The sequence below is a fragment of the Kitasatospora sp. NPDC041917 genome, assembly GCF_055589745.1.
On record NZ_JBVJBI010000024.1, the window covers coordinates 50,634 to 71,684 of the forward strand.

Annotated in this window: 24 protein-coding genes and 1 tRNA gene; 12 read left to right on the forward strand and 13 right to left on the reverse strand. The window is 73.8% G+C overall.

Translation table 11 applies throughout. The features are described 5' to 3' along the window. Positions 1–133: 133 nt before the first annotated feature. The 4 genes from ACZ6EM_RS26305 to ACZ6EM_RS26320 form a co-directional block, all read right to left on the reverse strand. Complete coding sequence (locus tag ACZ6EM_RS26305) at positions 134–1,186, reverse strand: alpha/beta hydrolase (RefSeq protein WP_452180318.1); 1,053 nt, start codon at positions 1,184–1,186, stop codon at positions 134–136. A 176-nt stretch (positions 1,187–1,362) separates the two neighbouring features. Then, positions 1,363–2,409, reverse strand: coding sequence for an RNA ligase family protein (locus tag ACZ6EM_RS26310; RefSeq protein WP_452180317.1), 1,047 nt, complete (start codon positions 2,407–2,409; stop codon positions 1,363–1,365). A 91-nt stretch (positions 2,410–2,500) separates the two neighbouring features. Further along, the gene (gene aroA / locus ACZ6EM_RS26315) at positions 2,501–3,748 is read right to left on the reverse strand and encodes a 3-phosphoshikimate 1-carboxyvinyltransferase (RefSeq protein WP_465773372.1); all 1,248 of its coding nucleotides are present in this window, start codon (positions 3,746–3,748) and stop codon (positions 2,501–2,503) included. Between the two features lie 150 nt (positions 3,749–3,898). Then, on the reverse strand, positions 3,899–4,528 hold the full coding sequence (locus ACZ6EM_RS26320) for a TetR/AcrR family transcriptional regulator (protein WP_465773373.1): 630 nt from the start codon (positions 4,526–4,528) through the stop codon (positions 3,899–3,901). A gap of 152 nt (positions 4,529–4,680) precedes the next feature. Here ACZ6EM_RS26320 and ACZ6EM_RS26325 point away from each other — a divergent pair, with 152 nt between their 5' ends. Next, entirely contained in the window at positions 4,681–6,111 is a 1,431-nt protein-coding gene (locus ACZ6EM_RS26325) for an amidase (RefSeq protein ID WP_401051206.1), read from the forward strand. Positions 6,112–6,296: 185 nt separating this feature from the next. Here ACZ6EM_RS26325 and ACZ6EM_RS26330 read toward each other — a convergent pair whose 3' ends face one another. Together ACZ6EM_RS26330 and ACZ6EM_RS26335 are read right to left on the reverse strand one after the other, a co-directional pair. Beyond that, positions 6,297–6,989: a response regulator transcription factor gene (locus ACZ6EM_RS26330; RefSeq protein ID WP_401051204.1), complete on the reverse strand. Its 693-nt coding sequence runs from the start codon at positions 6,987–6,989 to the stop codon at positions 6,297–6,299. Then, complete coding sequence (locus ACZ6EM_RS26335; RefSeq protein ID WP_465773374.1) at positions 6,986–8,206, reverse strand: sensor histidine kinase; 1,221 nt, start codon at positions 8,204–8,206, stop codon at positions 6,986–6,988. Before ACZ6EM_RS26335 ends, ACZ6EM_RS26330 begins: the two co-directional genes overlap by 4 nt. 248 nt (positions 8,207–8,454) lie before the next feature. On the opposite strand from ACZ6EM_RS26335, the gene ACZ6EM_RS26340 reads away from it, so the two are divergent. From ACZ6EM_RS26340 to ACZ6EM_RS26360, 5 genes are all read left to right on the forward strand, one after another. Continuing rightward, the gene (locus tag ACZ6EM_RS26340; RefSeq protein ID WP_452180314.1) at positions 8,455–8,910 is read left to right on the forward strand and encodes a hypothetical protein; all 456 of its coding nucleotides are present in this window, start codon (positions 8,455–8,457) and stop codon (positions 8,908–8,910) included. 34 nt (positions 8,911–8,944) lie between these two features. Continuing rightward, on the forward strand, positions 8,945–10,165 hold the full coding sequence (locus tag ACZ6EM_RS26345) for a hypothetical protein (RefSeq protein ID WP_465773375.1): 1,221 nt from the start codon (positions 8,945–8,947) through the stop codon (positions 10,163–10,165). Next, positions 10,165–11,478 carry a hypothetical protein gene (locus tag ACZ6EM_RS26350; protein WP_452191728.1) on the forward strand — a complete coding sequence of 438 codons (1,314 nt, stop codon included), beginning with the start codon at positions 10,165–10,167 and terminating at the stop codon, positions 11,476–11,478. Before ACZ6EM_RS26345 ends, ACZ6EM_RS26350 begins: the two co-directional genes overlap by 1 nt. A gap of 193 nt (positions 11,479–11,671) precedes the next feature. Further along, positions 11,672–12,013, forward strand: coding sequence for a hypothetical protein (locus ACZ6EM_RS26355; RefSeq protein WP_380545657.1), 342 nt, complete (start codon positions 11,672–11,674; stop codon positions 12,011–12,013). A gap of 331 nt (positions 12,014–12,344) precedes the next feature. Then, on the forward strand, positions 12,345–12,614 hold the full coding sequence (locus ACZ6EM_RS26360) for a hypothetical protein (RefSeq protein ID WP_401056384.1): 270 nt from the start codon (positions 12,345–12,347) through the stop codon (positions 12,612–12,614). A 266-nt stretch (positions 12,615–12,880) separates the two neighbouring features. On the opposite strand, the gene ACZ6EM_RS26365 is transcribed toward ACZ6EM_RS26360, so the two are convergent. The 4 genes from ACZ6EM_RS26365 to ACZ6EM_RS26380 all read right to left on the reverse strand — a co-directional run bounded on the left by ACZ6EM_RS26365 (position 12,881) and on the right by ACZ6EM_RS26380 (position 15,811). Further along, positions 12,881–13,096 carry a DUF6243 family protein gene (locus tag ACZ6EM_RS26365; RefSeq protein WP_452181097.1) on the reverse strand — a complete coding sequence of 72 codons (216 nt, stop codon included), beginning with the start codon at positions 13,094–13,096 and terminating at the stop codon, positions 12,881–12,883. Between the two features lie 443 nt (positions 13,097–13,539). Next, positions 13,540–13,623: transfer RNA gene (locus tag ACZ6EM_RS26370), tRNA-Leu, on the reverse strand. Between the two features lie 115 nt (positions 13,624–13,738). Then, positions 13,739–14,737, reverse strand: coding sequence for an alpha/beta hydrolase (locus ACZ6EM_RS26375; RefSeq protein WP_465773376.1), 999 nt, complete (start codon positions 14,735–14,737; stop codon positions 13,739–13,741). A gap of 6 nt (positions 14,738–14,743) precedes the next feature. Beyond that, positions 14,744–15,811, reverse strand: a complete 1,068-nt coding sequence (locus tag ACZ6EM_RS26380; protein ID WP_401054966.1) for an alcohol dehydrogenase catalytic domain-containing protein — start codon at positions 15,809–15,811, stop codon at positions 14,744–14,746. Positions 15,812–15,908: 97 nt separating this feature from the next. Here ACZ6EM_RS26380 and ACZ6EM_RS26385 point away from each other — a divergent pair, with 97 nt between their 5' ends. Further along, positions 15,909–16,499 (forward strand): CGNR zinc finger domain-containing protein, encoded by a 591-nt coding sequence (locus ACZ6EM_RS26385; RefSeq protein ID WP_401054967.1) that lies wholly within the window; start codon positions 15,909–15,911, stop codon positions 16,497–16,499. Between the two features lie 79 nt (positions 16,500–16,578). Here the strand turns inward: ACZ6EM_RS26385 and ACZ6EM_RS26390 are convergent, their stop codons facing one another. Genes ACZ6EM_RS26390 through ACZ6EM_RS26400 form a run of 3 tightly spaced genes read right to left on the reverse strand, consistent with a single transcriptional unit; the run spans position 16,579 to position 17,835 of the window. Beyond that, positions 16,579–16,773 carry a DUF397 domain-containing protein gene (locus ACZ6EM_RS26390; protein WP_465773377.1) on the reverse strand — a complete coding sequence of 65 codons (195 nt, stop codon included), beginning with the start codon at positions 16,771–16,773 and terminating at the stop codon, positions 16,579–16,581. A 20-nt stretch (positions 16,774–16,793) separates the two neighbouring features. After that, positions 16,794–16,931 (reverse strand): DUF397 domain-containing protein, encoded by a 138-nt coding sequence (locus ACZ6EM_RS26395; RefSeq protein ID WP_401056276.1) that lies wholly within the window; start codon positions 16,929–16,931, stop codon positions 16,794–16,796. Next, a complete protein-coding gene (locus ACZ6EM_RS26400; RefSeq protein WP_465773378.1) occupies positions 16,888–17,835 on the reverse strand; it encodes a helix-turn-helix domain-containing protein in 948 nt (315 codons plus the stop codon). Before ACZ6EM_RS26400 ends, ACZ6EM_RS26395 begins: the two co-directional genes overlap by 44 nt. A 188-nt stretch (positions 17,836–18,023) precedes the next feature. Here ACZ6EM_RS26400 and ACZ6EM_RS26405 point away from each other — a divergent pair, with 188 nt between their 5' ends. From ACZ6EM_RS26405 to ACZ6EM_RS26425, 5 genes are all read left to right on the forward strand, one after another. Continuing rightward, positions 18,024–18,440: an ATP-binding protein gene (locus ACZ6EM_RS26405; protein WP_465773379.1), complete on the forward strand. Its 417-nt coding sequence runs from the start codon at positions 18,024–18,026 to the stop codon at positions 18,438–18,440. 18 nt (positions 18,441–18,458) lie between these two features. Next, a complete protein-coding gene (locus ACZ6EM_RS26410; RefSeq protein WP_465773380.1) occupies positions 18,459–19,019 on the forward strand; it encodes a hypothetical protein in 561 nt (186 codons plus the stop codon). Between the two features lie 117 nt (positions 19,020–19,136). Further along, a complete protein-coding gene (locus tag ACZ6EM_RS26415) occupies positions 19,137–20,000 on the forward strand; it encodes an alpha/beta hydrolase (protein ID WP_465773381.1) in 864 nt (287 codons plus the stop codon). 232 nt (positions 20,001–20,232) lie between these two features. After that, the gene (locus tag ACZ6EM_RS26420) at positions 20,233–20,601 is read left to right on the forward strand and encodes a hypothetical protein (protein WP_401048999.1); all 369 of its coding nucleotides are present in this window, start codon (positions 20,233–20,235) and stop codon (positions 20,599–20,601) included. A 214-nt stretch (positions 20,602–20,815) separates the two neighbouring features. Beyond that, on the forward strand, positions 20,816–21,004 hold the full coding sequence (locus tag ACZ6EM_RS26425; RefSeq protein ID WP_465773399.1) for a pentapeptide repeat-containing protein: 189 nt from the start codon (positions 20,816–20,818) through the stop codon (positions 21,002–21,004). The last annotated feature ends 47 nt before the right edge of the window (positions 21,005–21,051 follow it).

Here is a 21,051-nt window from a genome sequence, read left to right on the forward strand (position 1 = left end):
CGACCGTGTCCGCCCCGGGTGCGTCCCGCCGCGCGCCGAAGGGCGGAACCCGCCCACGGGGTCCCGCCCTTCGCCGTACCCTCCGCTGCGCCGGCCGCGCCGCTGCGCCGGCCGCGCCGCTGCGCCGTACGCGCTACGCCTCGCCGATCGCCTGCCGCAGCGCCTCCGCCGCCTCGGCCGTCGCCTCCCGGAAGCGGCCCCCGATGCCGAGGTAGTTGGCGTACCCGTGGATGAGGTCCGGCTGCCGGCTCAGCCTCACCGCGACCCCGGCCTCCCGCAGCGCCCGCGCGTACGCCTCGCCCTCGTCGCGCAGCGGGTCGAAGCCCGCGGTGCCGATGTACGCGGGCGGCAGGCCGGTCAGATCCTCGGCGAGCAGCGGCGACAGCCGCGGGTCGGTGCGGTCGGCGGGCGCGGGCGCGTAGCGGTCGGCGAACCAGTCCATGTCCGCGTCGGTCAGGAAGAACCCGTCGGCGAACAGCCCGCGCGAGGGGTGCCGGACCGAGGCGTCGGTCGCCGGGTAGAGCAGCAGCTGGAACACCGGGGCGGGCCCGCCCCGCCGGACGGCCTGCTGGGCGACGACGGCCGCCAGGTTGCCGCCCGCGCTGTCCCCGCCGACCGCGATCCGCTCCGGGTCCGCGCCCAGGTCTGCCGCCTCGGCGTGGGCGTGGTCGAGGGCGGCCAGCGCGTCCTCGGCCGCCGCCGGGAACACGTGCTCGGGCGCCAGCCGGTACTCCACCGACAGCACCCGCACCCGCGCCCGCCGGGCGAGGAAGCGGGCGACGTGGTCGTGGCTGGCCCGGCTGCCGACCACCCAGCCCCCGCCGTGCAGGAAGACCAGCAGGCCGGAGCCCGTCGCCAGCCCGTCCGGGGTGTACAGCGTGGCGGCCAGCTCGCCGTGCTCCCGCGGGATGCCGACGCTCCGTACGGCCACCGCACGGTCCTGCGGCCCGCCCACCAGGTGCCGCGCGTGCTCCATCGCGGCCCGCGACGACCCGACCCCGCCCGGCATCACCAGGGCCGCCTTGGACAGCCGTTGGAGCTTGAGCATCAGCTGCGCGTCCAGCGCGAGCGTCTGCCCGTCGCGGACCACCGGCTTGCCCGCGATGGCCCGCCGCAGGCCCTCCGGCAGGGCGTACGCGGCGCGGACGACGGCGGCCTGGATCCGGACGGGCGGTGGGATCGTCATCTCTTCTGCCTCCTGAGGGCAGCCCCGGAACGGTGTCGGGGCGGTGTCGGGGCGGTGTCGGGGCGGTTCTGCCGGAACCGGGAGCCCATGATGGGCCCCTCCCACCGGACGTGGAAGCCTCCTGGACACCGCCTGAACCCGCCCTCGACCCCGCCGCGCGCCGTCGGCCCGCCCGCTCAGGCGCCGCGCCGGTCCTGCGCGTCGAAGGACGCCAGCGTGCGCGCGCCCGGTTCGAGCGCCCGGCGCAGTGCGGCCAGCACGTCCGCCTCCAACCCGCCGACGGCCTCGGCGAGTTCCTCCGCCACGTCCGCCGCGATCTCCTCGGCCACGGCGTCCGCGGCCGTACGGGGCCCCAGTTTGCCGACGGCGGCCGCGGCCCGGGCGGGGGTGAGCAGGGCGGAGGCCTGGACGAGGAGCCAGGCCGGGACGCCGGCCGCACCCCGGGGCGGGGGGAGGTACGGGCGGGCGCCGTCGTAGCGGTCGTCCTCGGCGAAGGCCTGCTGCTTCACCTTCACCAGCGGACGGGCCGGGCCGGACTCGTGCCACTCGCCGGCGGGTTTGAGGACGTACCCCTCGGCGAGGTTGTCCGGCAGTTCGGGCAGGCCGAACAGCGCGGGCACCCGGGTGGGGTAGCGCACCGGCAGGTCGTGCAGGGCGGCCAGGGGGCCGTGCCCGAGCAGGGGCACGCAGGTGAGCCCGGCGGCCCGCGCGGCCGTGCGCAGGGTGCGGTCGGCGATCCACCGACGGCCCTCGGGCGTCTCGACGGTGGCGTCGAACGGCAGCCAGCGCAGGCCGGGGGCGTACCAGACGCCGGTCTGGACCGGGTCGACCCCGGGGGCGGCGGGCACCCCGGGGTGCGGGTAGCGGCCGCCGGCCAGTTCCCCGTAGATCGTCACCGCGGCGGCGCCGTCTCCGCGCACCGCGGCACCGTCCCGGGTCCCGCGCACCGCGGCGGCGAACCGGGCCGCCGCGACGGACAGTTCGGGCCAGATCCGGCTGACGCCGAAGAAGGCGTCCAGGCCCTCGTCGTCCAGCAGTTCACGCCGCTTCGCGGCCCGCACCGAGCCGCCCTCGCAGACCACCGCGAAGTGCGCCCCGTGCACCTTCTCGGCCGCGGTCCACTCCCGGCTGCCGGGCCCGCCGGAGCGGCCGCGCGCGGGGATCTTGGGGTAGGGCCGCAGCTCGGGCCCGTCTGACTCCGTCTCGAAAACCGTCTCGGACACGAACGGCATCCTCGCCGCCGGGCCCGCCGCCCGGCAACCGGGATTCCGGCGGGCGACCGGCGGCGCCGGGGCGCCGCGCGGCCGGCGGGGGTCAGATCCCCCAGGCCGCCCGCAGCTCCGCGAAGGCCTCGTGGAACCCCGGGAAGGTCTTCCGCACGCAGCCCGGGTCGTCGAAGGTGATGCCGGGCGTGCGCAGCGAGGTGACGGCGAAGGACATCACGATCCGGTGGTCGGAGTGGGTGGTGATCTCGGCCGGGCGCGGGGTGCCGGGCCGGATCTCGATCCAGTCGTCCCCGGTGGCCACGGTGATGCCCATCGCGCGCAGGTTGTCGGCGCAGGCCTCCAGCCGGTCGCACTCCTTGACCCGGGTGTTGTGGACGTCCTCGATCCGCACCGGGCCGGTGGCGAACGGGGCGATGGCCGCGAGTGTGGGCATGGTGTCGGAGATGTCCCGCATGTTGACGGTGATCCCGCCGAGCCGGCCGTCGCCGGCCACGGTCGTGCGGTCGCCGTCGATGTCCACCCGGGCGCCCATCCGCCGCAGCACGTCCACGAACCGCAGGTCGCCCTGGAGCGCGTCCCGGCCGAGGCCCGGGACGGTGACCTCGCGGCCGGCCAGGGCGGCGGCGGCGAAGAAGTAGCTGGCGGTGGAGGCGTCCGGTTCGATCGGGTGGTCGGCGGCCCGGTAGCCGCCGGCGGGCACCTCGAACACCTCGCCGGCGGGGGTCCGTTCCCGCTTCACCTCGACCCCGAAGTCGCGCATCATCGCCAGGGTGATGCCGATGTACGGGGCGGAGACCAGCCGGGTGACGGTGATTCGCAGGCCGTCCCGGGTGAGCGGGCCGAGCAGCAGCAGCGCGGTCAGGTACTGCGAGGACTGCCCGGCGTCCAGGGCGAGTTCACCGCCGCGGACGCCGTCGGCGACGACCGTCAGCGGGTGGTGCCCCTCGGCCTCCTCGTGCCGCAGGTCCACGCCCAGCTCGCGCAGCGCCCGGGTGAGCGGGGCGACCGGGCGGCGGCGCATCTGGGCGGAGGCGTCGAAGCGGTAGGTGCCGCGGCCGGCGGCGGCGAGGGTGGGCAGGAAGCGCGCGGTGGTGGCGCCGTCCCGGCAGTACACCTCGGCGTCCGGCACGGCGGGCCCGGACGGGCGGCCCTCCACCCGCCAGGTGTCGGCCGTCCGTTCGATCCGGTACCCGAGGGTGTCCAGGCCCTGCACGAAGCCCTCGGTGTCGTCCGAGGACAGCGGGCGGCGCAGGGTGGTCACGCCCTCGGCGGCGGCGGCCAGGAACAGGGCCCGGGCGGTGATGGACTTGGATCCCGGGATCTCCACAGCGGTCACGGCAGGCTCTCCCAACACGAGTGTCCGACAGGCGTCTCCGGTGACGTCGGGCCCGATCCTGCCGCACCCGGCCGCCGCGTTCGCCGGCCTTCCACGGACTGGACGGTGACGCGGGCGACAACAGCGGGCGAAGGATCGGCGGGCGACGGATCAGCAGCGCGCCCAGAGCCCGGCCAGGTGCGCGTGCAGGACCTCCTCCGCCTCCCCCACCGTCCGGTGCCCGACCAGCACGTGCGTGGTGAGCCCGTCGGCGAGGGCGAGCAGCGCGCGGGCCTCGGTCCGTGCGACGACGGCCCCGCCCGCGGCCGCCCCGCCGATCACCGATCCGCCGACGGCCGCCCCGCCGGCGGCTTCCGTGACCAGCCGCACCATCAGGTCCTCCAGTGCCGCGTAGCTGCCGCGCAGGGTCGCCGCCAGTGCCGGGTTGACGGCGGCCCCGGCGACGAAGGCGAGCCAGATCCTGGCCTCGGCCCGGTGCTCCTCGCGCAGCAGCGCCACCTCGCCCGCCACCAGTCCGAGTTCGCTGGCCGCCGACTGCGCCGGGCCGGCCGCGAGCCGGCTCCGCACCCGCTCGGAGACCCGCGCGCCGATGTGCGTGAGCGCGAACAGGAGCATCTCCTCCTTGGTGTGGAAGCAGCGCTGGACGGCTCCCATCGAGACCTCCGCCCGGGTGGCGACGTCCCGCAGCGTGACGCCCTCCAGCCCGTGCTCGTCCACCAGCAGGCAGACCGCCTCGGCGATCCGCCGGCGCCGGCCCTCGTGGTCCACCTGTTTGGGCATCCCCGGTCTCCCTCCGCGTTCCTTCGGTCCTCGTTGGCCCTCGTCGGTCCTCGTTTTTATTCGATGCAAGCGTATCGGCTCCCGGGCTATGGTGATTCCGTTCCGATGCGGTCGCATCGGAACCAGGCCGAGGAGAGCCGAGGAGAACTCCCATGCCCCTGTGGAGCAAGCCCGCCACCGAACTCGCCGCCGCCGTGCGCACGGGCGAGGTGTCGGCACTGGACGTGGTGGACGACCACCTGGCCCGGATCGCGGAGGTCAACCCGTACCTGAACGCCGTCACCCAGCTGCTCGCCGACCGGGCCCGCGCGGCCGCCCGGGAGACCGACCGCCGCCGGGCCGCGGGCGAGGAACTGGGTCCGCTCGCGGGCGTGCCGTTCACCGTGAAGGAGTGCACCCCGATCGCCGGCGTGCCGACCACCTTCGGCAGCCCGCGCTTCCGCGACCACGTCGCCGCCGCCGACGCCGTCCCGGTGGCCCGGCTGCGCGCGGCCGGGGCGATCCCGATCGGCCACAGCAACCTGCCGACCCTGATCCTCGCCGGGATGCACACCCGCAGCGAGCTGTACGGCGACACCCGCAACCCGTGGGACGCGCGCCGCACCCCCGGCGGCAGCAGCGGCGGGGACGGCGTGGCGGTCGCCGCCGGCATGGCCCCGCTCGGGCTCGGCAACGACTCCGGCGGCTCCGTCCGCGTCCCCGCCTCCTTCTGCGGGGTCGCCGCCCTCAATCCGACCACCGGCCGGTTCCCCGCCGACCAGCGCCTGATCGGCCCGGACGACCCCGGCCCGGCCTCCCAGGTCCTGGTCGCCGACGGCCCGTTGGCCCGTACGGTCGCCGACCTGCGGCTCGCCTACGAGACGCTGGCGGGCACCGACCCGCGCGACCCGCGCGCCGTGCCCGTCCCGCTGTACGGGGAACCGCTCGCCGCCCCGATCAAGGTCGCCGTCGTCGCCGATCCGGGCGGTCACGGCAGCCACGGCGGCCACGGGGTGCACCCCACCGTCCGCCGCGCCGTCGAGACCGCCGCCGACGCGCTGCGCGACGCCGGGTACGACGTCCGGGAGGTCCCCGACGTCCCGCGGATGGAGGAGGCGCTCGACGCCTACCACCGCCTCGCCGTCACCGAGTTCGCGCCGAGCTGGCCCGTCGTGCGGCAGTTGCTCGGCGAGGGCGGCGACCGCTACATCGAGCTGATGATGCGCGGCGCCCGGCCCGTGGACGCCCCCGGCCTGATCCGGTTGATGAGCGTCTGGATGAGCATCCGGCGCTCCTGGACGGAGTTCCTGCACGAGTACCCGCTACTGCTGGGCCCGGTGTTCACCGAGCCGCCGGTCGAGCCCGGACTGGAGTCCCGGGACCAGGCGGGCCGCGACCGGGTCGACTCGGCCATGCGGCTGTGCTCGGTGACCAGCTTCGTCGGCGTACCGGCCGTCGCCGTCCCCACCGGCCTCGCCGCGGACGGCCTGCCCACCGGCGTCCAGCTCGTCGGCCGTGCCTTCCGGGAGGACCTGTGCCTGGCCGCCGCCCAGGCCGTCGAGGACCGCCTCGGCACCCTCACCCCGATCGACCCCGTGCGGTAGCGGCCCTCGGGGCCGTCGCGGCTCCGGGGCCGTGGCGGCTCCGGGGTGGAGCGGCTCCGGGGCCGTGGCAGCTCCGGGGTGGAGCGGCTCCGGGGCCGTGGCAGCTCCGGGGTGGAGCGGCTCCGGGGCCGTGGCAGCTCCGGGGTGGAGCGGCTCCGGGGCCGCGCCCCCGCCCGCCCCGCCGGCTACGCCCCCGGCAGCCCCGGCACCACCAACCCGCTCTCGTACGCGATCACCACCGCGTGGGTCCGGTTCTGCGCGCCGAGCTTGCCCAGCACGTTCCCCACGTGCGTCTTGACGGTCTCCTGGCTGACGGCGAGCGCCTGCGCGATCTCCGGGTTGGACAGTCCGGTCGCCATCAGCCGCAGCACGCCCTCCTCCCGCCCGGTCAGCGCCGCCCGGGGCAGCGCCTCGGCCGAGTCCAGCGGCCGGGCCGCGACCATCCGGCTCAGCGCGGCGGGGAACAGCACCGCCTCCCCCGCCGCCGCCACCCGCACCGCCTCGGCGATCTGCGGGACGGGCCGCCGCTTCAGCACGAAGCCGCTGGCGCCGGCGCTCAGCGCGGCGGTGACGTAGGCGTCGTTCTCGAAGGTGGTGATCACCACGACCTTGGGCGGGTCGGCGTGCTCCCGCAGCAGTTCGCGGGTGGCGTCGATGCCGTTGCGGCGCGGCATCCGCACGTCCATCAGCACCACGTCCGGCCGCAGCAGCCGGGCCTGCTCGACCGCCTCGATGCCGTCGGCGGCCTTCCCGACCACCGTGATGCCGGGCTGGGCGCCGAGCAGGGTGCCCAGGCCGCTGCGGGTGAGGGGGTCGTCGTCGGCGATCAGGACGGTGACGTCGGACGGCGCGCCCGCGTCGGGGCCGGCGCCGCTCACGCCGACCACCGCATCGGCAGCCGGACCGCCAGCCGCCACTGCCCGTCGCCGTCCGGGCCGGCCTCGAACTCGCCGTGCAGCAGCCGCACCCGCTCGGCCAGCCCGGGCAGGCCGTGCCCGGAGGTCGGGAAGCCGCTCGCGCCCGGTCCTTCGGCCGCGCCCGCCGTCCCGTTGACCACGGTCAGTTCCAGTTCCTCCGGTCCCGCCGTCACCCGCAGCTCGATCGGACCGCCGGTGCCGTGCCGCAGCGCGTTGGTCAGCCCTTCCTGGACGATCCGGTAGGCGGCCCGGGAGAGGGTGCCCTGCACCTGCGCGAGGTCCCCCGTGGTCCGCGGCGCCACGACGGCGCCCGCGTGCCGCAGCCGGTCGATCAGCTCGGGCAGGTCGGCGAGGGTGCGGGTCGGGGCGGTGCCGGTCTGCTCCTCGCGCAGTGCGCCGAGCACGTAGTCGAGGTCCTCCAGCGCGGCCCGGGTCGATTCCTCGATGCTGCGCATGGCGGCCCGCGCCGCCGCCGGGTCGTCGGCGAGCACCTCCCCCGCGACGGCCGCCTGGATGGTGGCGGCGGTCAGGGTGTGCCCGATGGAGTCGTGCAACTCGTGGGCCAGCCGGTTGCGTTCGGCCAGCAGCCGCTCCCGCTCGGCGGCCAGGGCGAGCCGCTCGGCGGGCGAGGGTCCGAGCAGTCGCGGTGCCAGCCACCGCAGCGCCCCCGACGCCCCGGCGAGCAGCACCGCCGCGAGGACCAGGCTGAGCGCCCCGATGACCCACGACCAGACGCCGGTCACGTCCGCGCCCCAGCCGAAGAGGCTGACCCGGGCCGAGCCCTCCACCCATCGTCCCGGCAGCGTCATCCCCATCACGAGGAGCGTGCTGCCGCCGATCAGCACCGTCCACCCGAGCGCCACGTGCGCCACCACGAACGCCGGCGTCCGCCAGCGCTCCGCCGCGGCCCCCTTCACCGGGGCGGGCACCGCGACGCCCAGCAGTCGCCGCGCGCCCGCCGCCAGCACCCGGCGCACCGCTCGGGGCAGCCCGGCCACCGCGAGCAGCAGCACCCACAGCGGCAGCGCCAGCCAGACCGTGTCCGGCCGCCCGGACACCCCGAGCGTCATCCCGAGCGCCACCATCGCCACCGGCAGCCCGGCCAGCGCTCCGAGTACCGCGAACAGCACCCCCGTGTACGTCGACCTGCGCAGCAGCAACCGCATTCCCTTGATCATGTTCGCCAGTATCACCGGCCTCCTCGCCCCCGCCCTCCCCCGATCGAGGGAGGAGCTCCGGCGGCCTCCCCCGGCGACCCGTCGGGGGCACATCGGCGGTCGCCGGTGGGGGTCGACGGGGGGTCTGCGAGGGGTCGGCGGGGGGGCGGCGGGGGTCGCCGCGAACTCGGCCGGATCGCGACCACCCGTTCGCGTGAATACGGGTCGAAGCCGCCGCCAGGCCGCCGGAGTTCCAGACCATCGCATGAATGACGATCAATCAAAAGCTCTTCCGACAAGGCCTTGTGGCGACCGCTTCCACCGTCGCGGCGCTGGCCGCGACGGCCGCCCAGGCCGCACCCGTCCAGCGGGACGACGGCCCGCACCGCTACAAGGTGTCCATCCGGAGCGCCGGGGCCTGGGCGCTGCCCGCCGGCCTGACCTCCTTCACGGTGTACGCCCGGGGGCCCGGCGGCGGCCCGTCCGGTCGGGACGGCCGCCCGGGCACCCGCCGCCAGGGCACCCGTCACAGTCGTCCGACATCGCACGAGACCGCCCCAAACCGTTCGGAACCGCTCCGCCGCCACCCCGCGGACGCGCCCAAAAGGGGTGTGATTCCGGCCGATTCGGCGATCGCCCTGCCAACGAACCGACCGTGGATGAGACTTGGCCGTCGGACCGGGAACCCGACCGACCCGAATCCGACGGAGCATCAACTCTCTTGATCCACTTGATCGTTGACACGACAGGAGTTTCCGGATGGCTGGTTCCCCCACCCTTCGCAGAGCCGCCCCGGCCGCCGCCGCGGCGGCCGTCGCCCTGCTGCTCGGCCCGGTGCCCACGGCCACGGCGGCAGACCCGGGCGCACCACTGCCGACCCCGCACCTGCTGCCACTGCCCGCGAACGCCGCCCCACTCAGCTCGGTGTACGACCTGAACAACGCGGGCGACATCCTCGGCGAGACCTACCTGAACATCCCCAACCGGTTCGCCCCGCGCGCGCTCCGCTGGAACGCCCACCGGTCCGGCGTCACCACCCTGGAACCGCTGCCCGGCGAGGTCGCCACCCGCCCGGGCTCCCTGAACGCTGCGGGCGTCGCGGTCGGGGTCTCCTTCGCCACGCTGACCGACAACCACCCGGTCCGCTGGGCGGCGGACGGCACCCCGACCGCGCTGGAGCTGCCGGCCGGAGCCCGCGGCGGCAGCGCGTCCAGGATCAACAACGCCGGTGTGGTGATCGGCGGCTGGTACGACTCCGGCTACCGGTCCAAGCCCTTGAAGTGGCAGGCCGACGGCACCCGGGTCGACCTGCCGCTGCTGCCCGGCGACGGCACCGGCTCGGCCTCGTTCATCAACGACGCGGGCTTCGTCATCGGCTGGTCCTCGGGGTCCGTCGGCGGCGAGTCCCGGACCCGGACGGTGGTCTGGAGCCCGTCGGGCGACGTGACGGCGCTTCCGCTCCCCCCGGGGATCGACGCGGCCGGGGTCGTCCGGATCACCAACGACGGCGTGATCCTCGGCCAAGGACGGCGCGCGGGGGGCACCGAGTTCGACCGGGTGGTGGCCTGGGACGCGAACGGCACCGCCCGGGACGTGGCCTACGGCCGGCTGAGCTCCGTCAACAACGCGAACACCATCGCCGGAACGACGTTCGGTGCCGACCGCTCCGAGCATGCCGCGCGCTGGACCCTGGACGGCACGCTGACGCTGCTCGACGCCCCGGCGGGCCGGCAGGCCTGGGCGAGCACGATCAACGCCGCGGGCACGACCGTCGGTTTCGCGGAGGGTCCGACCCCGTACCGCCGCACGCCGGTGCTGTGGCGGCCCGACGGCACGGCCGTGCCGCTCCCGCCGTCCTCGCTCGGCCCCTACGCCCGGGCCCTCCTCGTCAACGAATCCGGGGTGATCGCCGGGGATGCCACCTGGTACGACGCGCCGAACGCGCAGGACCTCCCGCGCGCGATGATCTGGAAGCCCTGATGGCCGCGGCCCGCCTCCACCTCGACCTCGACCTCGACAGGACGGACGCGACGGACGGGACGGGAGTCCGCCGGACGACCGGCTCGCGTCCCCCGCGCCCCGCGGCCCTCGTCGCCGCAGCGACCCTCGTCGCCACCGCCGCGTCCGCCGCCCTGCTGCTCGGCCCGGTGCCCACGGCCACGGCGGCCGCTCCGGCCGCACCGCTGCCGACCCCGCGGTTCCTTCCCGAACCGCCGGGCACCGCCTACAGCCTGGCGCGGGGCCTGAGCCGCGACGGCGCCGTCGTCGGCGAGTACTACGCGGACGTCTCCGGGCAGTTCACCCCGCGCGCCGTGCGCTGGCATCCCGACCATCTCGGCTACACCGTCCTGGCGCCGCTGACCGGCGACCTGTCCAGCCGCCCGGTGGGGCTCAACGGCACGGGCACCGTGGTCGGGCTCTCCTACCGGACGATGTCCGACAACCACCCGGTCCGCTGGGCCCCGGACGGGACCGCCACGGCGCTGGCGCTGCCGGCCGGTGTCCGCGGCGGCAGCGCGTCCTCGGTCAACGACGCCGGCGTGGTGGCCGGCGGCTCGTACGACGACACGTACCGGTCCAAGCCCCTGAAGTGGCGGGCCGACGGCACCAGGGTGGATCTGCCGCTGCTGCCCGGCGACACCGCGGGCTCGACCGCCGCCGTCACCAACGCGGGCGTCGTCGCCGGCACCTCCGAGCGGAGCCTCGGCGACGGCCGCTCCCAGGAGACCCCGGTGCTCTGGAGCCCGGCGGGCGCCGTGTCCGCGCTCCCGCTTCCGCCGGGCCTCGACGGGGCCCGGGTGGACGGGATGACCGACGACGGCGTGGTGCTCGGTCACGGGCGGCGCACCGGAGGCACGGAGTTCGACCGGGTGCTGGTGTGGACTCCCGGCGGCGCCGTCCGCGACGCCGGCTACGGTCGGACGAGGGCCGTCAACAGCGCGGGCACCGTGGTCGGGGCGACGTTCGACAGCCACCGCTCCGCCTTCGCCGCCCGCTGGAACCCGGACGGTACGCAGACCCTGCTCGACGGCCCGGCGGGCCGGCAGAGCGAGGCGATGGCGGTCAACGGCGCGGGAACCGCCGTCGGCGAGGCGCAGGGCCCGGACTGGAACCGCACCACGGCCCTGCTGTGGAGGCCCGACGGGACGGCCGTGCCGCTCCCGCCGTCCCCGCTCAGCCCGTACGCCCAGGCGCTGTTCGTCAACGACGCCGGGGTGGTCGCCGGGAACGCCGTCGAGCTCGACGCGGCCGGCGAGCCGGTCGCGGCCCACGTGATCGTCTGGAAGTCCTGACGGTTCGACGGCGGACGGCCGGCCGGTCCGAGGACCGGCCGGCCGTCCGCCGTCGGCGGGCCTGCGCCTGCTCCGCCCGAACGATCCCTCAATACGATCACCCGATCGGCCATTTCCGCAGGTCGCAGCGGTGTGTCTGACGGTCCGTGAGGTCTGTTCGGATTGCGGCGCCGATTGCGGGGACTGGCAGGGCATGGCTGTCTGGTTCTGGCAGGGCCGACCGGCGCTGCCAACTGTTACCCCGTACTCCCTGGAGGAGACCATCATGCGTGCCCTCAAGCGTGTCCTGGCCGTCAGCGCCCTCACCGTCCCGCTCGTGATCGGCGCCGCCGGCCTGGCCTCGGCCCACGGCAGCATCGACGCGAACTACGGCAAGGGCTTCTTCACCGCCAACGAGAACGGCGCCGGCCTCGCGGCCGTCGAGTCCCACGTCGGCCCCGACGGCGTCGAGCACGCCGACTTCTGGATCTGGGCCGACGACAACGGCGTCACCGGTTCGTTCACCGGCTCCGGCGCCACCACCCACGAAGGCTGACGAACCCTGCACCATCGGACGTACGGGGGCGGCCCCGGGACAGGGCCGCCGCTGATCCGGATCCTGGAATGACGAAACGGCCGGTCGACCGCGAGGTCGACCGGCCGTTCCCATGGGCCCACCCGGAGAGCACCTGCTCCGCCCGGACGATCCCTCAATACGATCACCCGATCGGCCATTTCCGCAGGTCGGCACGGCGATCCTGACATACCGTCAACTCCGTTCGGACGGCGGCGCCGATTGCGGGGGCCGGCGGCACATGGCTGTCTGGTTGCGGCCGGGCCGGCCGGCGCTGCCAACTGTTACCCCGTACTCCCTGGAGGAGACCGTCATGCGTGCCCTCAAGCGTGTCCTGGCCGTCAGCGCCCTCACCGTCCCGCTCGTGATCGGCGCCGCCGGCCTGGCCTCGGCCCAGGAGGGCCTGGACGCGACCTGGGGCAGCGGCCAGTTCATCGTCAACCAGCACGGTGCCGGCGTCGCGGACGCGAACTCCGTGGTCAACTCCGACGGAGTCCAGCACACCGACTTCTGGATCTGGGCCGACGACAGCGGCGTCTCCGGCGCGTTCACCGGCTCCGGCGCCACCTGGCAGCAGGGCTGACGAACCCCGCACCACCGCAGGTGCGGGCTCCGGGGCGGGCCTGATCCGGTCCCTGGAATGACGAAACGGCCGGTCGACCGCGAGGTCGACCGGCCGTTCTTTGTGGGGGACACCGACGAGGCAGGGGGCGCACCAGCGATGGCGACCCCCGGTCGAACCCGCCGTCGCCCGGCTCGTCAGCCACGGGAACCTGACTCCACTGGCAGGAGGCCCGGACCGCGCGTCGCGGTCCGGGCCCTGCCCCGCGCCCCTGCGGCGGCGGTGCGTCAGCTCTGTGCGGCGTCGTCGCCCGCCTGCGCGGCGCCTTCGGCCGTGCCCGTCTTGTCGCGCATCCTTCGCACCAGCTCCGCCTTCTGGTCGGCCGCACCCTGGCGGTCGAGGTTGCGGTGCGGACCGTTGTTCTGCCGTTCGGCGCGAGACAGCCTCTTGCGCTGGCCGCCACCCATGCCCACGGGGTTGTTGATGTTCTTGCTCACGGTCAGGGTCTCCGGTCAATGATGTGAAGTGATCTACGGATTCATCGATAGGGGACGGTCGGCGACGTCGAAGGACGTCGACAGGAGCCCGTCACGCTCTCACTCGTAAATCGGTGTCTGGAAGAACACGACAAGAACGTTACCCGGGTCCGTCGACCCCACATACCAACCTTTTCGCTCCCCCGGCGTCGGCCGGGCCTTCGCCGCCCGCCCGGAGCCGGCTGCTTCCTGCCGGAAACCCGTCGGCGGCCTGACGGCACACCTCGGCCACAGGACCGACCGCCCGGCTCCGTCACCGCCAGAGCACCGGGCGCCCATCCCGCCCCACCCTGAGAGCCACATCCGACCGGCCACAACGCCACCGACCCGACACGGTCGAGGGACGGCCTCGACGCATGCCCGGACGACAAAACGGCCGGTCGATCCGAAGATCGACCGGCCGTTCGCTGTGCGCGAGGGGGGAGTTGAACCCCCACGCCCTTTCGGGCACTGGAACCTGAATCCAGCGCGTCTGCCTATTCCGCCACCCGCGCATCTGGGTGATGAGGAAAACTATAGACCATCTGGTGGGGTGCCTCCGACCACCCCCGGGCGAACGGGCGGCCGCCGCCCCGCACGCGGGGGTGCGGGGCGGCGGCTCGGGGCGGGCTACGGCGTCGGGGCCCGGAGGTGGCGGGCGAGGTAGCCGGTCCAGGTGTGCTGGAAGCTCTCCGCGAGCTGCGACTCGGGGGCGAACAGGTCGAAGGCGTGGTACGCGCCGGGGTACAGGTGGAGTTCGACCGGGACGCCGTGGGCGCGCAGGCGCATGGCGTAGTCGAGGTCCTCGTCGCGGAAGCAGTCCAGTTCGCCGACCGCGATGAAGGCCGGCGGCAGCCCGCCGAGGTCCTCCGCGCGGGCGGGGGCGGCGTACGGGCAGACGTCGTCGGTGCCGGCGTGGTCGCCGAGGACCGCCTGCCAGGCGAGGCGGTTGGTGGAGCGGTCCCAGATGCCGATGTCGGTGATCTCACGACTGGACGCGGTCCGGTCGCGGTCGTCGAGCATGGGGTACATCAGCGCCTGGAACAGCGGCGCCGGGCCGCCGCGGTCGCGGACCAGCAGGGCGGTGGCCGCCGCGACCCCTCCGCCGCCGCTCTGGCCGGCGATGCCGATCCGGGTGCCGTCCAGGCCGAGCGCGGGCGCTTCGCGGACGAGCCACCGGTGGGCGGTGTAGCCGTCCTCGGCGGCGCCGGGGGCGGGGGTCTCGGGGGCGAGCCGGTAGTCGACGGCGGCGACGGCGCAGCCGAGCCGCGCGGCCAGCTGCTTGAGCCAGGGGTCGTCCTGGGCGGCGAAGCCGAGCACCTGCCCGCCGCCGTGGAACCAGAGCAGCACCGGCAGCGCGCCGGTCGCGGTGGTGGGTCGCAGCATGCGGACCGGCACGTCCGGTCCACCGTCCGGCCGGACGGCGCGGTGTTCCTCCACGGTGACCGTCGGCTCGTCGGGCGTGGCGGCGGCGACGGCCGCGGCGAAGGAGCGGAGGGTCTCGCGGGTCGCGGCGATGTCGGTGAGGTCGAAGGCGCCGCGGGGGGTCATCGGGACGGCGTCGAGGGCCCGGCGCAGTTCCGGGTCCATCAGCAGGCGGGGGGCGGGCCCGGTGGTGTCCGTTGCCATGGCCGCTCAGCCCCGAAACTCGTCGATGACGACCACACCGGTCGGCCCGTACGTCTCCAGGGACTCCAGCACCGAGCCCGCCTCGTGGAGGCCGACGGTGCGGGTGACGATCCTGCCGGGGTTGAGGCGGCCGGCCTCGATCATGGTGAGCATCGTGCCGAACCGCTGCCCCTGCATGCCGAAGGCACCGAGGATCTCCAGCTCCTTGACCATCATGACGTCGATCGGCAGCGGGACGTCGCCCCGCTCGGCGCCGGTGGTGTGCCCGAGTTGGAGGTGGCGGCCGCGCGTGCGCAGGGAGAGGACGGAGTTCCGGCAGGCCTCGGCGATCCCGACGGCGTCGACGGACACGTGGGCGCCGCCCCGGGTGAGGGTCCTGACGGCCTCGGTCGGCTCGTCCACGGCCGCGTTGACGGTGTGGACGGCGCCGAGGGCGCGCGCGGCCTCCAGCTTCTCGTCGGAGATGTCGATCGCGATGACGTTGGCGCCGGTGGCCGCGGCGATCTCCACCGTGGACAGCCCCATGCCGCCGCCGGCCCCGTACACCGCGACCCATTCGCCGCCGCGCACCCGGGCCTGGTCCACGACGCCGTGGAAGGCGGTCATGTAGCGGCAGGCGAGGGCGGCGACATCGACGAAGCCGACGGACTCGGGGACCCGGACCAGGTTGACGTCGGCGAAGCGGACCATGACGTACTCGGCGAAGGCGCCCCAGTAGGACACCCCGGGCACGAGGGAGTCCACGTGCTCGCACACGTGCTGATTGCCGCTGCGGCACATCTCGCAGGACCCCTCGCCGGGGTTCATCGGGAAGATGACGCGGTCGCCGTCCCGCCAGTCGCGGACGTCCCGGCCGACCTCCACGACGGTGCCGGCGAACTCGTGGCCGAGCACGAACGGGGGCTGGACCTGCGGCCCTCCGGTCCAGAAGTCCCCGGCCCACAGGGCCCAGTCGGTGCGGCAGATGCCGTTGGCACCGACGCGCACGATCGCGCCGTCCGGCGGGCAGACGGGGTCGGGCACCTCGCGGACGACGAGGGGCTGGTGGAGTTCTTCGATGACTGCGGCGCGCATGGACGCGACCTCCTTGGGAGATGTCCACCGGTTGAAGCGGTGGACTTGGAAGCTATGTGGAGGCGAGGAGTCGTGTCAACCGCATAGAGTGGTGGACATGAGCGATGGGGACGGCCGACGAGAAGGGCGCCAGCGCGCCAGGACCGACTTCCGGTTCGACGACGCACGACTGTGCTTCGCCTTCGCCGGCACACTGGCCGACCGCGGCAAGGACGTGCGGGTGGAACGGCTGGCCGGGCCGGAGGACCTGAGCCGGTGGGGCGTGGAGAGCGGCTGCACGGCGGTGGCGCCGAGGTGCGACGAGGTCGAGCTGGAGGGAGCGCGGCGGCTGCGCGAGGCGATCCAGCGAATCGGCGTCGCACTGGCGGAGGGGGCGCCGGCTGAGCGCGAGGACGTCGCCGTGGTCAACGGGGCGGCGGCAGAACCGACTTCGGTGCCCGTCCTGTCGGCCGACGCCGGATCCGTGCGGTGGGACGGGGACGGGGTGGCAGCGGTGCTGTCGATGGTCGCGCGGGACCTGATCGAACTCTGCGGGTCCGAGCAGCGGACACGCGTCCGCATCTGCGGAAACCCGGACTGCGGAACGCCGTTCGTGGACACGTCCCGGGCGGGCGCGAGGCGCTGGTGCTCGATGAAGACCTGCGGCGCGCTGGTGAAGAAGCGGGCCTACCGGGCGAAGGCGAAGTAGTTAAGGGCAGGAGACAGAAGAGACACGGCGGGGCGGGGCACCGGTCGGCGCCCCGCCCCGAGGGGTGTGGAGGGGTGGATCAGCCCTCGATCGGCAACTCGCCCGCCCGGACTGCCGCGATGAAGGCGCCCCACGAGGAGTCGGGGAAGACGAGTGCCGGGCCGTGCGGGTCCTTGGAGTCACGCACCGGAACGAGGCCGGGGAATCCGGGCGCCACCTCGATGCAGTCCCCGCCGTCGTCCCCGCTGTAGCTGCTCTTCCGCCAGATCAACACAGCCAACTCCTTGGGGAGTTCTATGCGGGAAGGTCGCCCGTACGGACGGCCGCAACGAAGGCTTCCCAGGCAGCGGCCGGGAAAACGAGGGCCGGGCCCTGCGGGTCCTTGGAGTCACGCACCGGAACGAGGCCGGGGAATCCGGGGGCTACCTCGATGCAGTCGCCGCCGTTGTTGCCGCTGTAGCTGCTCTTCCGCCAGGCGGTCACGGCGAGCTCGTTGCTCATCATCTTTGAAACCCTCCAGCGCATCGACGATCAGCCGACGCGAGTCGCTCTCTGACAGGCATTCGCCACGGAGCTGGTCGAACCGATGGTGATGCTTGGTCACACTGGCGGGATCCTCATTGAGATGCCCCCGATCGAGGCTCTCCGAGTAGACCAAGCGCTGCCCATCCGGCAGCTCCAGCAACACCATAGCCGTGTTGATCAGAGCCTGCCGACTTGAGAACAGCGCTACATGGATGACGATGTTCGGGAGCTGGGCCACCCGCAACAGGTGCTCCATCTGGCTTCTCATCACGCCAGGCCCTCCGATAACCGTCCGGATGGCGCTCTCATCGAGAATGACGACCAGCAGCGGCCCATTGGGCGCCAGAAATCGACTCTGTCGACTGAGTCGAGCATTGGTCAGCTCTTCGATCTCCTCCGGATTGCCAGCTGCATCGCCAGTGGCGAAGAGCGCTCGCACGTACTGCGGGCACTGCAACAGCCCGTGCACCACGCCATCCTGGTACACCCGAACCCCGACCGAGATGGCCTCCAGGTCCACGTGATCCCGGAACCAGTCCGGGTGCTCGATCGACGCATTCCAGTCGACCCGCCCGTACAGCCGCATGAGCAGGTCACCGGTGTTCAGCAGTTGCCCGAGCTCCTCGACCTCCTCGACCGAGGGCCTCCGCTGCCCGCTCTCCGTCCGCGAGATCACCGTCCGGTCGAGGTGGAGCAGCTTGCCCAGCTCCTCCTGGGTAAGGCATGCCAACTCGCGCGCATAGCGGACCTCTTCGCCGAACATGATCGCGGAGCTCGCCGTCGGTCCGCGCTTGATCTTCCGGTGTGCCATCACTGCTCCCAGCTGTGCGTCACGTGCTCAACACGTGGATCTGGGCGTCACCGTACTCCCACGGGCCGATCATTGATACCGGAACGCAATCATCTGCATGCGCAGTGTGATTGCGTGCGCTCTTGTCGCACTCCCCCCTCCGCCCCTTCCGAGGTCCCCCCATGCTCAAAACGCACCGTCGCCCCCGCATGTTCGTCGCGCGCCTCGACTCCCGTACCGAGTCCACGCCCCTGGCCCGCTACCTCCTCCGCGCGTACCTCTCCGCCCTCCCCGCCGGAGACCGCTACGCCGACACCGCCGAACTCCTCCTCGGCGAACTGTTCGCCAACGCCGTCCAGCACTCCGACGCCCCCGACGACTGCCACATCGAGGTCCGCTTCACCGTCACCGGCTCCCGTCTGCGCCTGGAAGTCCACGACGCCGGCACCGACCACCCCACCCCCCGAACCCCGACCCCCGACGACGAACACGGGCGTGGCCTGCTCCTCGTCGACGAACTCGCCGAACGCTGGGGCAGCGCCAACCGCCCCGGCGGCATCGGCAAGTACGTCTGGGCCCTCGTCGCGCCCGCCCCCGGCCCCACCATCTCGCTCGTCACCGCCTGAAAGACCGACCCCCCCCCCATGCACCTCACCACCCTCGCCGGCCACGCCCTCTCCCGCGGCCGCACCCCCGCCGACACCTACGCCCTCCTCGCCCGCCGCACCCACAAACCGCTGCCCTCCGCCCGCGCCGTCTGCCTGGCCCTGACCATCCCCCTCGCCGAGACCGTCCGCCGCCTCAACGAGTGCCACGACGCCCTCCTCGCCAACCCCCGCGCGGGCTCCGAGACCGACACCGGCGAACTCCTCGAAGCCCTCGGCGTCTTCGACGTCCCCGCCTCCCTCACCGACACCGAACTCGCCGTCGTCGACCACTTCCTCACCGCCATCGACGCCATGGGCGGCATCCGCCCCGGCCACCACCACGGCCTCACCCGCTGGTTCACCACCGGCAACCTCACCGCGGCCTACCTCTCCCTCGCCGCCGCCCGCCCCCTCCCCCGCACCGGCAACCCCGCCACCTACTGGACCACCCTCGTCACCGCCGGCGAACTCCTCACCACCACCCCCAACCCCGACACCCGCCTCAAGTACGCCCTCACCCACTGCCGCACCCAGGCGGCGAACGGCCTTTCCGGGTAGTGCAATGATCATTCGCTGAGTACTGTGTGCCGTCGAACAGTTGGGCAGCTGTTCGACGGCTGCCCCCGTGCGACGCGCATGTCGCCGCCGCACGGAGGTCAGAAAGTGAGCAGACAGATGCAACCGACGTTCGTCCTGGTCCACGGAGCCTTCGCGAACTCCTTCTCCTTCGCGCCGCTTCAAGCCGAACTCGGCCTCCTCGGGCACCGGTCCGTCGCCGTCGACCTCCCGGGGCACGGATTCGCCGCGACGTACCCGGCCGCCTACCAGGCGCCGCAGGACCTCGAAGGGCTCGCCACCGTGCCCGGCGCCATCAAGGGCGTCACCCTCGCCGACAACGTCGCGCACCTGATCGGGATCCTGGAGCGGGCCAAGCGCAACGGGCCCGTCGTCCTGGTCTCCCACAGCCGCGGCGGCCTGACGGCCACCGTCGCGGCCAACCGGCGGCCCGACCTGATCGACCGCATCGTCTACGTCTCCTCCTGGGCCCCCGTCGACCTCCCGGTGGGCGCCTACTACGCCGAGCCCGAGATGGCCACGGCCGACGCCGCGGGGATGGCGGCGGCGCTCGTCGGCAACCCCGCCGAACTCGGGCTGCTGCGCTGCAACTTCCGCACCGCCGACCCCGGCATCCTCGCGGGCTTCAAGGCGGCCTTCCTCGCCGACGGCACGGACGACCAGCTCATGGTCTTCCTCAACAGCTTCCAGCCCGACGAGAACCTCGACACCGGCACCCCCGACGACCGGGCGCAGGCCGACACCTGGGGGCGCATCCCCAGGACCTACGTCCGGCTGAGCGAGGACGCCGGCATCCCGCTCGCCATGCAGGACCGGATGATCCGCGAGGGCGACGCGCTCACCCCGGACAATCCCTACGACGTCCGTACGCTCCCCGGCAGCCACCTGAAGTGGCTGGTCGACCCGGCACCGGCCGCCCGGGTCCTGGGCGATCTCGCCGCGCTCCTGCCCACCGAAGCCTGACCGTTCCGTGACGGCTCCCGCGCGGTGGTAGCCACGCCCCCCGGCCTGGCCACCACCGCCCCCGCCCCCGCCCGTAGCCCCGCACAGGAAGTCGGCCCCGCCGACTTCCTGTGCGCCGAAGGACCCGGCTCAGGGCTACGTCCTGACCGGTCACACCGCGGCCCACCTCGCCCGCAGCCGGCGCGCGCCACCGAACAGCCACCCGGTCCACTTCTTGGTGAAGACTGCCTCCATGCGAGTGAAGTGCACCCAGATCATCGATCCGCAGAGCGACGAGACGATCGCGGTTCATCCCGCGATACACGTGGGCGGTGTCTACCCGGTCCTGGAGATGATGACCGGACCCGACTACTGGATGATCCGCGTCCTGGACGACAGCGGGAACGACCCCGGCTCATTCTGGGATCCGGCGATGTTCGAGACCGTCGACGCACACCTGCCCTCCAGCTGGACCCTCGTCCTGGAGAACGGCCGCATGCGGCTGGCCCACGCCCTCTGGCAGCGCCCGAACTTCTGGAACGACTACTTCGACAACGACCCCCGGGCCCTGGCGGACTTCCGAGCGGCCAAGCGCGAGCTGCTCGACGACACCGGGCGATGACCGGACGGTGCTATCGCTCGCTCGTGCCCAACCATGCTGCGAGGGTGTCGTGCAGTTGCTCCACCGTCAGGGGCTCCCGTTCCTCCGGCCCCTCGGCAGCCACGGCTGCACGCGCCCCGGGACGGCAGTGGTTCGGGACAGCGGCGACCTCCAGCCGGCCGGCACGCGGGTGGCCGTCCGCAGGGTTGACGTGCGACCGCTCTAGCCCCACCAGCTGACCAGCCGGGCGAGCAGGACCGTCACGAGCTGCCGCTTCGACCATGCCGTCCTCGCCGGCGCATCCTTCACCGACGCCGAGCCGAGCGGCAGCTCCTTCACCGACGCCGAGCCGAGCGGCAGCTCCTTCGCCGACGCCGACCTTTCCGGAGCACGCTTCACCAGGAGCAGCCTGGCCACGGCGTGACTGACGCCCGAGCAGCTGGCGTCCGTCGAGGTCGTACCCGATTCCGA

Coding starts and splice junctions, on each gene's coding strand:
- ACZ6EM_RS26400 (WP_465773378.1), bottom strand. CDS start 17,835: ATGGCACACCGGAAGATCAAGCGCGGACCGACGGCGAGCTCCGCGATC.
- ACZ6EM_RS26375 (WP_465773376.1), bottom strand. CDS start 14,737: ATGGCAACGGACACCACCGGGCCCGCCCCCCGCCTGCTGATGGACCCG.
- ACZ6EM_RS26405 (WP_465773379.1), top strand. CDS start 18,024: ATGTTCGTCGCGCGCCTCGACTCCCGTACCGAGTCCACGCCCCTGGCC.
- ACZ6EM_RS26385 (WP_401054967.1), top strand. CDS start 15,909: ATGAGCGATGGGGACGGCCGACGAGAAGGGCGCCAGCGCGCCAGGACC.
- ACZ6EM_RS26355 (WP_380545657.1), top strand. CDS start 11,672: ATGGCTGTCTGGTTCTGGCAGGGCCGACCGGCGCTGCCAACTGTTACC.
- ACZ6EM_RS26360 (WP_401056384.1), top strand. CDS start 12,345: ATGCGTGCCCTCAAGCGTGTCCTGGCCGTCAGCGCCCTCACCGTCCCG.
- ACZ6EM_RS26305 (WP_452180318.1), bottom strand. CDS start 1,186: ATGACGATCCCACCGCCCGTCCGGATCCAGGCCGCCGTCGTCCGCGCC.
- ACZ6EM_RS26340 (WP_452180314.1), top strand. CDS start 8,455: ATGACGATCAATCAAAAGCTCTTCCGACAAGGCCTTGTGGCGACCGCT.
- ACZ6EM_RS26420 (WP_401048999.1), top strand. CDS start 20,233: ATGCGAGTGAAGTGCACCCAGATCATCGATCCGCAGAGCGACGAGACG.
- ACZ6EM_RS26320 (WP_465773373.1), bottom strand. CDS start 4,528: ATGCCCAAACAGGTGGACCACGAGGGCCGGCGCCGGCGGATCGCCGAG.
- ACZ6EM_RS26410 (WP_465773380.1), top strand. CDS start 18,459: ATGCACCTCACCACCCTCGCCGGCCACGCCCTCTCCCGCGGCCGCACC.
- ACZ6EM_RS26325 (WP_401051206.1), top strand. CDS start 4,681: ATGCCCCTGTGGAGCAAGCCCGCCACCGAACTCGCCGCCGCCGTGCGC.
- ACZ6EM_RS26415 (WP_465773381.1), top strand. CDS start 19,137: ATGCAACCGACGTTCGTCCTGGTCCACGGAGCCTTCGCGAACTCCTTC.
- ACZ6EM_RS26345 (WP_465773375.1), top strand. CDS start 8,945: ATGGCTGGTTCCCCCACCCTTCGCAGAGCCGCCCCGGCCGCCGCCGCG.
- ACZ6EM_RS26380 (WP_401054966.1), bottom strand. CDS start 15,811: ATGCGCGCCGCAGTCATCGAAGAACTCCACCAGCCCCTCGTCGTCCGC.
- ACZ6EM_RS26350 (WP_452191728.1), top strand. CDS start 10,165: ATGGCCGCGGCCCGCCTCCACCTCGACCTCGACCTCGACAGGACGGAC.
- ACZ6EM_RS26335 (WP_465773374.1), bottom strand. CDS start 8,206: ATGATCAAGGGAATGCGGTTGCTGCTGCGCAGGTCGACGTACACGGGG.